The organism is Sphingomonas sp. (assembly GCF_017744835.1).
Classification (GTDB): Bacteria; Pseudomonadota; Alphaproteobacteria; order Sphingomonadales; family Sphingomonadaceae; genus Sphingomonas.
Window position 1 is genome coordinate 1104574 of sequence record NZ_JAGIAM010000001.1, and the last position, 15595, is coordinate 1120168.

Below are 15595 nucleotides of genomic sequence, written 5' to 3' on the forward strand. Positions count from 1 at the left end.
TGCTCGCCGATGCTGGAGAGTGATCCCTGGCTGGGACGACGGTGGTGAGCCTATATAGGTGCGGCGCTAGTAGATTCCGCCCTCGCGTTGCAAGAAGTCGCTGTCGCGCGGAGTCTCGGCCTGCGGCGTGGCCTTCCGGGTCTCGACGCGCTTGGCCGCTTCCTGCTGCGCCTTTTCCTCCTCCTGCTGGGTGCGGCGTTCGCGGCGCGGCTCGACCGCCGGCTTGAAGGCTTCCCAGATCACCGGCGACAGCGGGTCGTTGCTCGGCCAGGCACCCGTGACCGGCTTGCCGCTCGCGCGGTCGATCCGCACCATCCGGATGCCGGCGGGCGCCGTGAAGGGCACCACTTCCATGTCCTTGTAGGCCGGAATGGCGAACTGCTTGAAGATCGGCGCCGCGATCGAGCCGCCCTGCGCATAGCCGCCAAGGTTGGTCGGATTGTCGTAGCCGAGATAGAGCCCGGCGAGCATCTGCGGCGAGCCGCCGACGAACCACACGTCGGTCGGGCCCGAGGTGGTGCCGGTCTTGCCCATCAGCGGCCGGCCCAGGTCGCGCAGCACCGTGGCGGTGCCGCGCTGGACCACGCCCTCGGCGATATGGACGATCTGGTAGGCGCTCATCGGATCGATCACCTGCCGCGTGCGCGCCACCGGTCGCGGCATCGCGCCGCCGTTCCAGTCGGGCGCGTTGCAGCGATCGCACGGGCGCCAGTTCTCCGGCCAGACGACTTCGCCGCGGCGGTTCTGGACGAAGTCGATCAGCGACGGGTTGAGCGCGCGGCCGTGGTTCACCAGGATCGAATAGGCGTTAACCATGCGCATCACGGTCGTCTCGCCCGCGCCGAGCGCATAGCTCAGATAGGGCGGATATTTTTCCTTCGAGACGCCGATGCGCTGGATCAGGTCTACGACGTGATCCATCCCGATTCGGTTGGCGACCTGCACCGTCATCAGGTTGCGCGACTGCTCGACGCCCCAGCGCAGCGTCTTGGGGCCGGCGCCGCGCTGGTTGGCGAAGTTGCGGAAGCACTTCTGGCCGAGCTGCGCGCCCTGCCAGACGCAGAAGGGACCGTCGACGACGATCGAGGCGGGGGTGAGCCCGTTCTCCATCGCCGCGGCATAGACGATCGGCTTGATCGTCGAGCCTGGCTGGCGCTGCGCCTGGGTAGCGCGGTTGAATGCCTGGATGCGCGAATCGAAGCCGCCCTGCATCGCCAGCACGCGGCCGGTGCGCGGATCCTCGACCACCATGCCGCCCGAGACGCGCGGCACGCTGCGCAGCGCATAGCTGCCGCCGCTCGGCGCGACAGCGATGATGTCGCCGGGCTGGAGGGCGGAGAAAGCCTCGCCGCCCTTGCCGCGCACCGGCATGGTTGCGGCATAGCGCGGCAGCGTTCCGGTGCGTCCGTCGTCGAAGCCGATCTGCCAGGCGTCGCCCTGCCGCTCGATCACGATCGCGGCGCGCCAGTCCTCGTAATCGAGGCCGATGTTGGTGTTGAGGAAGGGCTGGAGCCAGCCGTTCGCGACGTCGGCCTTGCCGATCGGTCCGCTCCAGCCACGGCCGTGGTCGTAGCGCAGCAGCCCGTCGCGCAGTGCCTTTTGCGCATATTGCTGGAGCTTGGGATCGAGCGAAGTGCGCACCCACAGGCCGCCCGAATAGACGCTATTGGGGCCGTCCTCCGCCTTCTCGCCGAACTTGTCCATCAGCTGGCGGCGGACTTCCTCGATGAAATAGCCGCCCACGCGCTCGTAGCGCGGGGTCTGGCGCGGGATCGTTCCCAGCGGCGCGGCGACGCCCTCGTCGTGCTCGGCGCGCGAGATATAGCCGTTCTCGAGCATCTGCCCGAGCACCCAGTTGCGCCGCTCGAGCGCGCGGGCTTCGTAGCGTTCGGGCGCATAATTGGCCGGACCCTTGGGCAGGATCGCCAGATAGGCCATCTGCGGCAGCGTGAGCTGGTCGAGCTCCTTGCCGAAATAGGCATGCGCCGCCGCCTCGACGCCGCCGGCATTGCGGCCGAGTTCGATCGAATTGAGGTAGAGTTCGAGGATCTGCTGCTTGCTGAGCGTGTCCTCGATGCGCCACGCCAGGATCGCCTCGCGCAGCTTGCGGACATAGCTCACTTCGTTGCCCACCAGCAGGTTCTTGGCGACCTGCTGGGTAATCGTCGAGGCACCCACCGGGCGCCCGCTGCTGCGCAGGTTGTTGATCACCGCAGCGACAATGCCGGGAATGTCGACGCCGTGGTGGCTGAAGAAGGTCTTGTCCTCGGCCGAGAGGAAGGCGTGGACGAGCTGCGGCGGATATTCGGCGTAGCTCAGCTGGACGCGGCGCTCGCGGGCGTAGCTGTGGATCGGCGTGCCGTCGATCGAACGGACGTTGGTGGGCAGCGGCGGCTCATAGGAACGCAGCTTGTCGACCGAGGGCAGGTCGCGCGCGACGAACAGCCAGACGAGCGCGTACATCAGCACCGCGAGGATCGCGAGCACCGCCAGGATGCGGAACCACAGCCGGTGGCGTACGCGGCCATAGAGACCGCCGAGTCCGCCGATCTCGCGCTTGAGCCGCAGTTTTACGTTGGAAATCGTGCCGTCCGCCATGCGGGGTGCGGTGTAGCAGGATTGAGGGCGGATGAAAGCCGCACAATTCCCTTAGGGAGCACGGCCTATCGCGAAGCCAGCCGCTTGGCGAAATGGATCTCGACTGCCTTGCGCACGCTCTCGGCGACCTTGCGTCGGCCTTCCTCGGAGGCGAGGAACTCGGCGTCGTGCGGATTCGAGATATAGCCGGTCTCGAACAGCACCGAGGGCAGGTCGGGCGCCTTCAGCACCATCAGAGAAGCCATGCGGTGGTAGTTGGACTTGATCGGAATCAGCGGCTCTGCCTCGCGGCCGAGCAGGCGCGCGAAGTCGGCGGACATGTTCATCGTCTCGCGCTGGGTGAGGTCGATCAGGATCGACGAGATGTCGGCGCTCTGCTCGCCCAGGTCGACTCCGGCAATGATGTCGGCCTTGTTCTCGCGCGCCGCGAGCCGAGCGGCTTCCTTGTCGGAGGCGACTTCGGACAGCGTGTAGACCGTCGCGCCGGTCGCGTCGGGATTGGTCGCGCTGTCGCAATGGACCGAGATGAACAGGTCGGCCTTGAGCCGGCGCGCCAGGCCATAGCGTTCCTGGAGCACCAGGAACCGGTCGTCCTCGCGGGTGAGCGCCACGCGCACGCGGCCCGAGGCGAGCAGCGCATCCTTGATCGCCTGCGCTACCTGCAGTGTCAAATCCTTCTCGCGCAGCGATCCGTCGGGGCCGAGCGCGCCGGGATCGTGCCCGCCATGGCCCGCGTCGATCACCACCAGCGGCCGGCTCGCGTCGCCATAGACGTGCGGCAGCTTGGCCGGCGCGGCGCGGCGCGGCACCGGCATCGACACGCTGTACGAATGAAGGCTCGCCGGCTGGAGATAAGTGAGCGGCGGCAGGAAGCTCAGCCGATGCTCGGCCGCGGCGCGCGCGAAACGCGCGTCGTCCACCGTCGCGAGTTGGAGCGTGAGCGTGCGCCCGTCGACGCCGAAATTGCCCTCGGTCACGATGGCGGGGCGGGCGAGGTCGAACACGATCCGCGCTCCGTCCTCGGCGCGCGGTGCCTGGCGGATGCCCGCGATCGGCCCGCCCACCTCGACGCGGCCCCCCGGGGCGGCGCCCTGTACGTCGAGCGCGATGCGGCGCGGGTCCGAAAGCACGAAGGCGCTGGCCCGGGCCACCGGCTCGTCGAACCTCACGACGATGCGGTCGCCGCTCACGCGGACCTGTTGGACTACCCCCGCCCAGCTCGGAACCCCCGTCAGCCAGCCGCTGAGAAGGGCGATCAGGAAAAGCACTGGGGGGATATGCCGCGTCGGGCGCCGGGGGGTCCAGCCCAAATCCATTCTACACAACTCGCACAAGTCTGCCCTGACGCGCCGGAACCTACATCACGGGTCCAAGCACGCGGTTAAGCGCGGTGGTTAATGGCTGGTGTGCGATGAACGCATGCGTTCACCGGCTTGACGGAAGTTGTGAGCTTGGCGCTCCAACGCATTTAGCCACTGGAGTTGCCGCATGGCGCGACCGATGCTAGGGCAGTGATTGCTCCCCTTCTTGTGTGGGAGCGTATCCGCGGCCACATCTGCCGCGACAGTTCAGGTTGACGCTCGTATGAGGCACTTTCCCCATTGTCCGCACCGCCAGGCCGTTTCGGCCGGCAGCGCGGGCGTGGCGGAGTTTCCGGACCACGCGTTCGGGCGTGCCCTTCGAGCAGCAGCATTTTTCGAAACCCGCGAGACCGCAGCCGGACGTCGTCCGGCCCGCGGCCGCATCATGTATCGCGCGCACGCGCTTAGCCCCATCGCGGATTCAGGCCGGCGCGCCCGGAGAACAATAAATGACAATGCGTATGCTGATCGACGCACGCCACCGGGAAGAGACCCGCGTGGCGGTCGTCAAGGGAAATCGAATCGAGGAGTTTGATTTCGAAAGCGCCGAGCGCAAGCAGCTCAAGGGTAATATCTATCTCGCCAAGGTGACGCGCGTGGAGCCCTCGCTCCAGGCGGCGTTCGTCGATTACGGCGGCAATCGCCACGGCTTCCTGGCCTTCAGCGAAATCCACCCCGACTATTACCAGATCCCCAAGGAGGATCGCGAGGCGCTGCTCCGCGAGGAGGCCGAGCACGCTGCCGAGGAAGCCGCGCTGCGCGCTGCCGAGGACGGCGACGACGACGAGCATCTCGAGGGCGAGGACGGCGTCGAGGTCCTCGAGCGTCCCGCCGACGACGAGGACGGCGAGCACGAGGCCGAAACCGGCGAGGGCGAGGGCGAAGAGGCGAGCGAGAACCGCGGCCGCCGTCGCCGGCGCGGCGGCGGGGGCAACTCCGACGACGCCGAGGCACTGCGCCAGCGCCGCATGAACCTGCGCCGCCGCTACAAGATCCAGGACGTGATCCGCCGCCGTCAGGTGCTGCTCGTCCAGGTCGTGAAGGAAGAGCGCGGCAACAAGGGCGCGGCGCTCACCACCTATCTCAGCCTCGCAGGCCGCTACTGCGTGCTGATGCCCAACACCGCGCACGGCGGCGGCATCTCGCGCAAGATCAGCTCGGCGGCGGACCGCAAGCGCCTCAAGACGATCATGTCGGACCTCAAGCTGCCGCCGACCATGGGCTGCATCGTCCGCACCGCGGGGCTCCAGCGCACCAAGACCGAGATCAAGCGCGACTTCGACTATCTCGCCCGCCTGTGGGACGGGATCCGCGAGGAGACGCTGCGCTCCACCGCACCCGCGCTCGTCTATGGCGACAGCGACCTGATCAAGCGCGCGATCCGCGACATCTATAATCGCGACATCGACGAAGTGATCGTCGAGGGCGAGGAGGGCTATCGCCAGGCCAAGGACTTCATGAAGCTCCTGATGCCGAGCCACGCCCGCAAGGTGAAGCAGTACGCCGACGCCGTGCCGCTGTTCCAGCGCGCGCATGTCGAGGACCAGCTCGCCGCGATGTATCACCCGGTCGTCCAGCTCAAGTCGGGCGGCTATCTGGTGATCAACCCGACCGAGGCGCTCGTCTCGATCGACATCAACTCGGGCCGCTCAACGCGCGAGCACAATATCGAGCAGACCGCGACCGCGACCAACCTCGAAGCCGCACAGGAGATCGCGCGCCAGCTGCGCCTGCGCGACATGGCCGGCCTCGTCGTGATCGACTTCATCGACATGGACCACGGATCGAATGTCCGGAAGGTCGAGAAGGCGATGAAGGAAGCGCTCAAGAACGATCGCGCGCGCATCCAGGTCGGCCGCATCAGCGCCTTCGGCCTGATGGAGATGAGCCGCCAGCGCCTGCGCACCGGCGTGCTCGAAGCCTCCACTCGCCAGTGCCCGCATTGCGAGGGCACCGGGCTGGTCCGCACCGCCTCGTCGGCCGGCCTCTCGGCGCTGCGCCTGATCGAGGACGAGGCCGCACGCGGCCGCGGCTCGCAGCTCACGCTCCGCGCGAGCCAGGAAGCGGCCTTCTATGTGCTCAACAAGAAGCGCGGCGAGCTCGCCGAGATCGAGGATCGCTACGGCGTCACGATCGAAGTCGCTTCGGACGGCGAGCTCGAAGGCGCGCGCATGTCGGTCGAGGCCTCGGGCCCGCCGCCGGCGCATGCGCCCAGGATCGAGCGCCTCGTCGAGGAGCCCGAGGAAGACTATGTCGAGGAAGCCGACGAGCTCGAGGAAGAGGAAGCCGAGGAGGCCGTCGAGCGTCGCGCCGAGCGTGGCGAGCGCGGCGAAGGCGCCGAGGGCGAAGGCCGCAAGCGCCGCCGCCGCCGCCGCGGTCGTGGCCGTCGCGGCCGCGAGGGTGAGGGCGATGGCGCGCAGGAAACCGGCGCCGAGACCGACGAGGACGTCGAGGCCGGCGAGGGCGAAACCGAGAGCGAGCTCGAAGCCGGCGAGCGCCCGGCCGAGGACGCGGGCGAAGGCGAGGGCGGCCGCAAGCGTCGCCGTCGCGGCCGTCGCGGTGGCCGTCGCGGTGGCGCCCAGGCCGAGGAAGGTGTCGCCGAGGCGGCAGGCGTGATCGAGGCCGAGGCCGAGCCGAGCGACGTCGTCGTCGCGGCTGAGCCCGAAGCGGAGGCCGCTCCGGCCGAAGCCGAGGCCCCGGCGCCCAAGCGCCGCCGCAGCCGCAAGAAGGTCGAGGCCGAAGCCGAAGCACCCGCCGAGGCCGCGGCCGAGGTAGTGGCCGAAGCTCCCGCTGCCGAACCGGTCGAGGCCGAAGCCAAGCCCAAGCGCAGCCGTCGCAAGAAGGCCGAGCCGGTCGAAGCCGAAGCCGAAACCGAAACCGCCGTCGAGGCGCCGGCCGCTGCCGAACCCGAGGCTCCTGCCGCCGAGGAGGCTCCGGCTCCCAGGCGCCGCTCCAGCCGCCGCAAGGCCGCGCCGGAGCCGGTCGCCGAGGCGCCTGCCGAGCCCGAAGCCGAAGTCGCCCAGGATCTCGCGCCTGCCGAGCAAGCGGCCGAGGTCGCTGCGGAAGAGCCGGCCGAAGCCGGCGAGCCGGGTGAGGAAGGCACGCCGCGTCGCGGCTGGTGGCAGCGGACTTTCGGCGCCTGAGCGTGAAGGGGGAGCGGACGGACGCAATGTCCTTCCGCTCCCCTCCTCCACGCTTCACGCGATGTTCATCGCGCCTGCCCGAGAGCGTTGCCGGCCGGGGAGTTTGAGACGATGATGCAGCGCATGAGGCGCCTTGCGACTTTACTGGCCCTGTTTTGCCTGTCTTGCTTCGCAGCGAGTCCGGCGATGGCCCAATCGATCCTGCGCGATGCCGAGACCGAGGCGCTGCTCGCCGACATGGCGCGCCCGCTCGCCCAGGCGGCCGGTCTTTCCCCCGCCAATTTCCGCGTCGTGCTGGTCCAGGACAAGTCGATCAACGCCTTCGTCGCGGGCGGGCAGATCGTCTACATTCACACCGGCCTGCTCGACGCCGCGGATACCGCCAACGAAGTCCAGGGCGTGATCGCGCACGAGATCGGCCATATCGTCGGCGGCCACGCCGTGATGCAGAACGACGGCGGCTACACCAAGATCTCGATTCTCAGCCTGTTGCTCGGCGCCGCTGCAATGGCTGCGGGCGCGGGCGACGCCGGCGCGGGCATCCTGATGATGGGCCAGCGCGCTGCGATCGGCAAATATCTCGCCTTCAGCCGCGTCCAGGAATCCTCTGCCGACGCGGCCGGCTCGCGCTTCCTCATCACCGCCGGGATGAGCGGGCGGGGCATGCTGAGCTTCTTCGACAAGCTCACTGCCGAGATGCACCGCTACGGCTATTACACCACCGATCCCGAGGTGGACCCGTTCGCGCAGACTCACCCGATGTCGGCCGAGCGCGTCGAGACGCTCAAGGCGGACCTGCAGAAGGCGCCGACCTGGACCAAGCCGCTCGATCCGGCGATCGAGGCGCGGTTCAAGCGCGTGCAGGCCAAGCTGCGCGGCTATGTCAACGAGCCCGAGGCGACGCTGCGCCTCTATCCGCCGTCGAACAACTCGGTCGCCGCCCATTATGCGCGCGCCTACGCCTATCATAAGTCGGGCTACCCCGATCAGGCCGCGGCGGAGACGGCGGCGCTGGTCAAGTCCGATCCGCACGATCCCTATTTCCTCGAGCTCGAGGGCCAGATTCTGCTCGAATCGGGCAAGCCGGCCGAGGCGCTGGCGCCGCTGCGCGAAGCGACCCAGCGCTCAAACAACCAGCCGCTGATCGCGGCCACCTTCGGCCATGCGCTGCTCGCGACCGAGGACGACAGCCATCTCGCCGAGGCCGAGGCGATACTCCGCCAGGCGGTCGCACGCGACAAGGAGAATCCCTTTGCCTGGATGCAGCTCGGCACCGTCTACGAGCGCAAGGGCGACGAGCCGCGCACCGCGCTCGCCACGGCCGAGCGCGCCAATATGATGGGCGACGCGCGCACCGCGCTGGTCAGCGCGCGCTCGGCGATGGCCGGCCTGCCGCAGGGCTCGTCCGACTGGGTGCGCGCGCAGGACATCATGATGGTTTCGCAGACCGCGATGGAAGAAGAGAAGCGCAAGGGGCGCCGGCTGCAATGATCGAGAAGCTGCTGCGCAACCCGCTGGCGCTCGCCGGCGCCTTCGTCGCATCGGCGCTGCTCGGCGCCGCGCTGTTCGCCGCGCTGATCGCGCTGGTGCCTTCGCTCGCCGGCCCGGCGGTGCGCGGCTATCTGCTCGCCCATCCCGAAGTGCTTCCCGAGGCGATGGACCGGCTCCAGGCGCGCGAGAACGAGCAGGCGGAAAAGGCCCAACAGCACGCGCAGGCCGCGCTGCCCGGGCACCTGCAGAACCTCACCACGCCGTTCGGCTCGGCCTGGGCGGGCAATCCCAGCGGCGACGTCACGCTGGTCGCCTTCATGGATTATGCCTGCGGCTATTGCCGCGCCAGCCTGCCCGGCATCGCCGAGCTGCTCGCGAAGGACCCCAACGTCCGCATCGTCTACCGTGAATATCCGGTGCTGGGGCCCGAGAGCGTGACTGCGGCGCGCTGGGCGCTGGCGGCCGCCGAGCAGGGCAAGTATCTCGCGTTCCACGAGGCGCTATTCCAGGCCGACGGTCCCAGCGACCAGGCCATCGCCGCCGCGGCGCAAAAGGCCGGGCTCGACATGGCCCGCGCCGAGCAGGCGATCCGCTCCAAGCCGGTCGAGCAGGAAATCACCAGCAACCACCGCCTGGGCGCCGAGCTGGCGATGACTGGCACGCCGAGCTGGGTGATCGGCGGCAAGCTCTTCTACGGCGCCCGCGACTATCAGGGCCTGGCAGAGGCGGTCGCCGCGGCTCGGGCGAAGAAGTAACCGAGGGCGGAACTCCAGCCCGCGTCAGGAGGCGGGTTGCGGCCTCACCGGCTCGTTCAGAAGCGGTACGAGCAACTCGTTGAGTCGATCGAGATTGAAAGCGCCGGCCTTGGCGTAGCGGACCACGCCGTTGCGATCGATCACGATGTTGGTCGGTACGGCCGATTGGATCGCCCCATAGGGGCCGCGGACGGAGCGCACCGCGGGTATCTTCATTGCGGCGAAGAGTTCCTTGAGCTTGTATATCGGCAACGAACCCTCGGTTGTCACCGCAAAGACGCGCAGCCCCGCGTTCTTGCGAAATCCGTAATAGGAATCCAGCGTCGGCAGTTCGGCGCGGCACGGAACGCACCAGGTCGCCCAGAAATTGAGAACGATCACGTTGCCGCGCAGTTCGTCGAGCGTGACGCGGCTGCCGTCGACCAGCGTCAGCGTGAAATCCGGCGCGGGCTTGCCAACCTTTACCGAGGATGGCGCCGCTGGCATGCTCGGCGCGGCGCTGGCGAGCACGAAACCGAGCGCCGCCAATAGTGCCACGCGAACAGGCACTGAGATTCCTGCCTTCATGAAGTTCCCCCTTCTGCCCCGCGCGAATCCTGGCGGGCACCGGGCGCCGGGTCAAGCAAATCGGCCGCACCATTCCGCGCGCTCGCGGCAATGAAATGGCCTTGCCCCGCCTTGTCCCCCCGCACCCCGGCACCTACGTAACGGGTCCGTTCCGTTCCGGGGGCTCTATGCAACCAATCCTGTCGGTCTCTCAGGTCAGCAAGACCTATGGCTCGGGGCAGAAAGCGCTCGAGCATGTCGATCTCGAAATTCGCCGCGGCGAGATCTTTGCGCTGCTCGGCCCTAATGGCGCGGGCAAGACCACGCTGATCTCGATCATCTGCGGCATCGTCACGCCCAGCTCGGGCACGATCCTGGTCGACGGCCATGACGCGATCCGCCATCCGCGGGAGGCGCGATCGCGGATCGGACTGGTGCCGCAGGAACTGTCGGTCGACATGTTCGAGACGGTGCTCGCGACGATGCGCTTCAGCCGCGGCCTGTTCGGCAAGGCGCAGGACCCCGCGCACACCGAGCAGGTGCTCCGCGACCTGTCGCTGTGGGACAAGCGCAATTCCAAGATCATGGAGCTGTCGGGCGGCATGAAGCGCCGCGTGCTGATCGCCAAGGCGCTCAGCCACGAACCCGACATCCTCTTCCTCGACGAGCCCACCGCGGGCGTCGACGTCTCGCTCCGCCGCGACATGTGGAAGCTGATCGGGAGCCTGCGCGAACGCGGCGTCACGATCATCCTCACCACCCACTATATCGAAGAGGCCGAGGAAATGGCCGACCGGGTGGGCGTCATCAACAAGGGCCAGCTGCTCCTCGTCGACGAGAAGTCCGCACTCATGAAGAAGCTGGGCAAGCGCGAGCTCGACCTGTCGCTGGTCGAGCCGATGGAGACGATCCCGGCAGGACTGGAGGACTGGCATCTGAGCCTCGAGGACGAGGGCCATCGCCTGCGCTACACCTTCGACGCCCAGGCCGAGCGTACCGGTATCCCCTCGCTGCTGCGCAAGCTCGGCGAGCTCGGCATCGCCTTCAAGGACCTCGACACGTCCAAGTCGAGCCTCGAGGACATTTTCGTCGACCTGGTCGAGCACCGCGACGCCGCCAACGAAGGAGCCGCGGCATGACCGGGATCAACTTCCACGGCATCTGGGCGATCTACCGCTTCGAGATGGCGCGCACACTGCGCACGCTCTGGCAGAGCGTGGCGACGCCGGTGATCACCACGTCACTCTATTTCATCGTCTTCGGCGGCGCGATCGGCAGCCGCATCCAGGACGTGGGCGGCGTGAACTACGGCGCCTTCCTGGTGCCCGGGCTGATCATGCTGACCTTGCTCACCCAGAGCATCTCGAATGCGTCGATCGGCATCTACTTTCCCAAGTTCACCGGGACGATCTTCGAACTGCTCTCGGCGCCGATCTCGTCGGTCGAGCTGGTCGTCGGCTATGTCGGCGCGGCGGCGACCAAGTCGGTGGCGATCGGGCTGATCATCCTGATCACCTCGGCCTGTTTCGTCGACCTGCGGGTCGATCATCCCGCGGCGATGATCGCCTTCCTGCTGCTGACCTCGGTCGCCTTCTCGATGCTCGGCTTCATCATCGGGATCTGGGCCAAGGGCTTCGAGCAGCTCAACTTCGTGCCCGCGCTGCTGATCACCCCGCTCACTTTCCTCGGCGGCGCCTTCTATTCGATCGACATGCTGCCCCATCCCTGGCGGACAGTGAGCTTGTTCAATCCCGTGGTCTATCTGGTCAGCGGCTTCCGCTGGAGCTTCTTCGGCCAGGGCGACGTCGGCATCGGCTGGAGCCTGGGCTTCACCGCGGCCTTCCTCGCCGTCTGCCTCGGGCTGATCATCGCGATCTTCCGCACGGGGTACCGGCTGAAGAACTGATCTCCGTCATCCCCGCGAAGGCGGGGACCCAGGAATCGCAGGCGATGTCCTCGTGATTCTGGGCACCCGCCTGCGCGGGGGTGACGACTTAATCAGCCGCTGTTCCTCAGCGCCGTCGCGATCGCGTTGATCGACAGCAGGATGCCCTCGCCGATCCGCGGGTCGTCCTCGCCGCGGCGGTGGCGCTTGAGCAGCTCGACCTGGAGCAGGTTGAGCGGCTCGATATAGGGCAGCCGCAGCCGGATCGAGGTGTCGAGCGCCGGGTGCTTCTCCAGCAACCGGGTCTGCCGCGTCACGGTCAGCAGTCCGTCGTGCGTCGCCTGCCAGCCGCTGCGGATCCGCCCGAAGATCGCGTCGCGCAGCGCGGCGTCCTCGACCAGCGCGGCATAATGCTGGGCGATCCCCATGTCCGACTTGGCGAGCACCTGCTCCATATTGTCGAGCGTCGCGCGGAAGAAGGGCCAGGCGCTGGCCATCTCGCGCAGCAGCCCCTTGTCCTCGAATGCCTCGATCGCCGCGCCCACGCCGTACCAGCCCGGCAGCATCACCCGCGCCTGCGCCCAGCTGAACACCCAGGGAATGGCGCGCAGGTCCTCGATCGCGTCGGATTTCTTCCGGCTCGCCGGACGCGATCCGATCTTGAGCCCCGCGATCTCGGCGATCGGCGTCGCCTGGCGGAAATAGCGCGTGAAGCCCTCGGTGCCGTAGACCAGGTCGCGATAGGCGTGGAACGCCGTGTCCGACAGCCGGTCCATCGCCGCGGCGAACCGCTCGGAATCGGCTGGCGCCAGCTGCTCGGGCTCCAGGCTCGCGATCAGCGTCGCCGATGCCATGGCCTCGAGGTTGGTCATCGCGCTCTCGCGCGTACCGTATTTGGCGGCGATCACTTCGCCCTGCTCGGTGATGCGGATGCGGCCCTGCACCGTCCCCGGCGGCTGCGCGAGGATCGCCGCGAAGCTCGATCCGCCGCCGCGTCCCACGGCGCCGCCGCGCCCGTGGAACAGCTGCATCGCCAGATCGGCCTTCTCGAACACCGGCTTGAGCGCCGTCGACCCGCGCGAGAGCTGCCAGGTCGAGGTCAGATAACCACCGTCCTTGTTCGAATCGGAATAGCCGATCATCACTTCCTGGTGCCCGCGGCCCGCGGCGATCGCGGCGACTTCGGGCAGGCCCAGCCAGGCCTCCATGATCGCGGGCGCGCCTTCCAGGTCGGCGATGGTCTCGAACAGCGGGATCGCCATGACATGCGCCTGCGGCTGCTCGCCCGGCAGATAGAGCCCGGCTTCCTTGAGCAGCACATGAACCTCGAGCAGGTCGGAGACCGACTGCGCCATCGAAACGATGTAGTGCGTGATGCACTGCCGCCCGTAGCGCGCATGCGCCTCGGCCGCGGCGTGCATGATCGCGAGCTCGGAGGCGGTCTCCTCCGAATAGCTGGCATAGGGGCTGGTGAGCAGCCGCGGGCTCGCCAGCTCGCGGCGGAGCAGCGCGATCCGCTCTTCCTCGGCGAGCGCCGCATAATCGTCGCACACGCCGCCGGCCTTGAGCAGCTCGGCGACGACGCGCTCGTGGACCGCGCTGTTCTGGCGCATGTCGAGCGTGGCGAGGTGGAAGCCGAACGCCTCGACTGCGCGGATCAGCCGTCCCAGCGCGCCGCCGCTCGAGAGCGCACCGCCGCCCTGCGCCGCCAGCCCGCGCGCGATCGCCGCCAGTTCCTCGCGCAGCTCGCCGGGATGCGCATAGGGCTCGGCGGGGATGGGGGCGGGGCGCGCCGGCGGCTTGCCGGCCAGCTTCTCGTGCGTCGCCGAGAGCCGGGCGTAGATTCCCGACAGCGCGCGGCGATAGGGCTCGTCGGCGCGGCTCCGGCCGGTATCGTGGCTCGCCTCGGCGAGCTTGAGCACGGCCTCATCGACCTCGGCGTGCTCGGTCGAGATCGAGAGTTCGGCGCCGAGCGCATGGACCGCGTCGAGATAATAGGAAAGCACGGCCTCGCCCGCGCGGGCGAGTGCCAGGCGCAGCGAATCGGCCGTGACGAAGGGATTGCCGTCGCGGTCGCCGCCGATCCAGCTTCCGGCGCGCAGGAAGCTCGGCAGCCTTTCGCCCAGCGCACGATCCCAGCGCGCATAGAGCGCCGGCAGCACCGGCAGGAACACGTCGCGCAGATAGGAAAGCGCGGTCTCGACTTCGTCTGGAACGCCCAGCTTCTCGCGCCGCAACACCCGCGTCTGCCACAGCAGCGCGATCTGGCGCAGGATCGCCTCGTCGATCTTGTCGCCGTCCTCGGTCTCGTCGAGCCCCAGATCCTTGAGCGCCATCAGCTCGGCGATCCGGTTCTTGTGGTCGATCATCGACTTGCGGCGCACTTCGGTCGGGTGCGCCGTGAGCACCGGCACCACCAGCGCATGATCGAGCAGCGCCATCACCGCCTCGCGCCCGATGCCATGCCCCTCCAGCCGCGCCAGCGCCGCGGCGAAGTCGGTGTCCTGCTCGCTCGTCACGCCTTGGCGGTCCTCGGCCAAATTGGCGAGCATCGAAAAGAGCATGAAGCCGCGCGTGAAATCGATCGTCTCGTCGAGGCTGAGCCGGTCGAGCCCCGGATCGATCGCCTCGGCGCCGGCCACGCCGCGGTGGCGGTCGACCGAAGTCGCGCGAATATACTCGATTCGCTTGAACAGCTCCTCGCCGCCATAGGCGCGGATGACGTCGCCGAGCAGTCGGCCGAGGAAACGGATGTCGGGGTTGTTCGCGATCGCCAGGCTAGCCATGGCCGGTGTTGCTGCACTGCAAAAGCCGTAGCGTCAACTTTCGTGCGCAGGCCTGTCGCCGATCGTTCATTGCGCCCAGCCGTTGTCGCGCTGCACGATTCGACTAAATCCCAAGGTGATGGCAAGTCCCCGACCGATCGCCCACCCGCTCAAGCGCGCCCTCGTCGGCCGCGTGCGCGCGTTGCTCAACGATCAGGCGCGCGGCGAGACTCCCGTGGTGCGGAGCGCCGACGGGTTGTTCGGGCCCGGTTCGATGGTGTGGCGCGTGCACGGCGACGTCACCACGATGATGGTCGGTGGCGTGAGCGCGCTGCTCCTCCAGATGCTCCACCCGGCAGTGCTCGCGGGCGTCTGGGACCATTCGAGCTTCCGCGGCGACATGATCGGCCGGCTGCGGCGCACCGCGCGGTTCATCGCCGTCACCAGCTATGCGGAGCGAAACCAGGCCGAGGCCGCGATCGCCAGGGTGCGCGACGTCCACACCCGCGTCCGCGGCGTCCTGCCCGAGGGGATGCCGTACGCCGCCGACGATCCCCGGCTGCTCGCCTGGGTGCATGTGTCGGAGGCGGTTAGCTTCCTCGACGCGTGGATCCGCTATGCCGAGCCGGGCATGAGCGTCGCCGACCAGGACCGCTATTTCGCCGAATTCGCGCGCATTGCCGAGGCCTTGGGCGCCCATCCAGTCCCGCGCAGCCGCGCCGAGGCCGACGCGCTGATCCTTGCGATGCGCCCCGCGCTCGTCGCCGATGCCCGCACGCGCGAAGTCGCCCGCCTCGTCCTGTCGCAGCCCGCGCCCAGCATGGCGGCGGCGCCGGTGCAGGCGATCACCTTCCAGGCCGCGGTCGACCTCCTCCCCCGCTGGGCGCGCCGGATGCACGGGCTTTCCGGCCCGGGCCTGGCCACGCCCGCGGTCCGGCTAGGCGCCGGCGGCCTCGCCAGCACGCTGCGCTGGGCGTTTCGTTAGCGCGTTTCAGCTTATCCTAACCATTCGGGCCCTATCCTCCGCGTGTCCGGGGGAATGACGCAGGGG

At 68.4% G+C, this 15595-nt stretch carries 10 protein-coding genes; 6 read left to right on the forward strand and 4 right to left on the reverse strand.

Features of this window, described 5'->3' with window-relative positions; translation table 11 throughout:
* Positions 1 to 66: 66 nt before the first annotated feature.
* Positions 67 to 2598, reverse strand: coding sequence for a transglycosylase domain-containing protein (locus J7500_RS05340; RefSeq protein WP_294060468.1), 2532 nt, complete (start codon positions 2596 to 2598; stop codon positions 67 to 69).
* 65 nt (positions 2599 to 2663) lie between these two features.
* Complete coding sequence (locus J7500_RS05345) at positions 2664 to 3866, reverse strand: N-acetylmuramoyl-L-alanine amidase (protein WP_294060469.1); 1203 nt, start codon at positions 3864 to 3866, stop codon at positions 2664 to 2666.
* A gap of 542 nt (positions 3867 to 4408) precedes the next feature.
* Between J7500_RS05345 and J7500_RS05350 the strand changes: the two genes are divergently transcribed.
* From J7500_RS05350 to J7500_RS05360, 3 genes are all read left to right on the forward strand, one after another.
* Positions 4409 to 7102, forward strand: a complete 2694-nt coding sequence (locus J7500_RS05350) for a ribonuclease E/G (protein WP_294060470.1) — start codon at positions 4409 to 4411, stop codon at positions 7100 to 7102.
* 123 nt (positions 7103 to 7225) lie between these two features.
* Positions 7226 to 8593, forward strand: a complete 1368-nt coding sequence (locus J7500_RS05355) for a M48 family metalloprotease (protein WP_294060471.1) — start codon at positions 7226 to 7228, stop codon at positions 8591 to 8593.
* A complete protein-coding gene (locus J7500_RS05360; RefSeq protein ID WP_294060472.1) occupies positions 8590 to 9348 on the forward strand; it encodes a DsbA family protein in 759 nt (252 codons plus the stop codon). Before J7500_RS05355 ends, J7500_RS05360 begins: the two co-directional genes overlap by 4 nt.
* Before the next feature lie 24 nt (positions 9349 to 9372).
* Here J7500_RS05360 and J7500_RS05365 read toward each other — a convergent pair whose 3' ends face one another.
* Entirely contained in the window at positions 9373 to 9834 is a 462-nt protein-coding gene (locus tag J7500_RS05365; protein WP_294060699.1) for a TlpA disulfide reductase family protein, read from the reverse strand.
* A gap of 248 nt (positions 9835 to 10082) precedes the next feature.
* Here J7500_RS05365 and J7500_RS05370 point away from each other — a divergent pair, with 248 nt between their 5' ends.
* Positions 10083 to 11033 (forward strand): ABC transporter ATP-binding protein, encoded by a 951-nt coding sequence (locus J7500_RS05370; protein ID WP_294060473.1) that lies wholly within the window; start codon positions 10083 to 10085, stop codon positions 11031 to 11033.
* Positions 11030 to 11800 (forward strand): ABC transporter permease, encoded by a 771-nt coding sequence (locus tag J7500_RS05375; protein WP_294060474.1) that lies wholly within the window; start codon positions 11030 to 11032, stop codon positions 11798 to 11800. The genes J7500_RS05370 and J7500_RS05375 overlap by 4 nt, the downstream gene beginning before the upstream one ends.
* 92 nt (positions 11801 to 11892) lie before the next feature.
* Here J7500_RS05375 and ppc read toward each other — a convergent pair whose 3' ends face one another.
* On the reverse strand, positions 11893 to 14565 hold the full coding sequence (gene ppc / locus J7500_RS05380; RefSeq protein ID WP_294060475.1) for a phosphoenolpyruvate carboxylase: 2673 nt from the start codon (positions 14563 to 14565) through the stop codon (positions 11893 to 11895).
* 118 nt (positions 14566 to 14683) lie between these two features.
* Between ppc and J7500_RS05385 the strand changes: the two genes are divergently transcribed.
* Positions 14684 to 15529, forward strand: a complete 846-nt coding sequence (locus J7500_RS05385) for an oxygenase MpaB family protein (protein ID WP_294060476.1) — start codon at positions 14684 to 14686, stop codon at positions 15527 to 15529.
* Positions 15530 to 15595 lie beyond the last annotated feature (66 nt).